The following is a 469-nucleotide window of genomic DNA, read 5'->3' as shown; positions in this document are numbered from 1 at the left end:
ACGGAGCAGGCACGGTGATCGTCTGGGACCGCGGCACCTGGGAGCCGGTGGGCGATGCGCGCCGGGGCCTGGCCGACGGCAAGATCGTCTTCAGGCTGCACGGCCAGAAGCTCGCGGGCCTCTGGGAGCTCGTCAGGATCTCCAAGCCCGGCGAAAAAAAGCAGGACCAATGGATGCTCTTCAAGAAGCGGGGCGACGCGTGGGCACGGCCCGGCACCGAGTACGACGTCATCTCCGCGCTGCCGGACAGCGTCGTCCAACGACCGCTGGGGTTGATAGAGGAAAGGGAGCCGCGCGACGCGGGCAGTCCGGGGGCCATCGGTGCGGAGGGCGCGCCTGCTGCGGCAAGGACGGACAGATCGAAACGGTTGCCTGCGAAGCTCGAACCCCAACTGGCGACGCTGGTGGCGTCAGTGCCGGCCGGTGACTGGATCGTCGAGCCCAAGTTCGACGGCTACCGCCTCCTGGC

General features: G+C 68.7%; 1 protein-coding gene. It reads left to right on the top strand.

Annotation, left to right across the window (positions count from 1 at the left end; translation table 11 throughout):
* Positions 1-14: 14 nt before the first annotated feature.
* The coding region (locus FJV41_RS57355; RefSeq protein WP_497812687.1) for a DNA polymerase ligase N-terminal domain-containing protein at positions 15-469 on the top strand (455 nt) is incomplete at its 3' end.

It is taken from the genome of Myxococcus llanfairpwllgwyngyllgogerychwyrndrobwllllantysiliogogogochensis (assembly GCF_006636215.1).
Lineage (GTDB): Bacteria > Myxococcota > Myxococcia > Myxococcales > Myxococcaceae > Myxococcus > Myxococcus llanfairpwllgwyngyllgogerychwyrndrobwllllantysiliogogogochensis.
The sequence above is the reverse complement of the archived record's forward strand: the minus strand, read 5'-3'. Positions and strand labels throughout refer to the sequence as shown.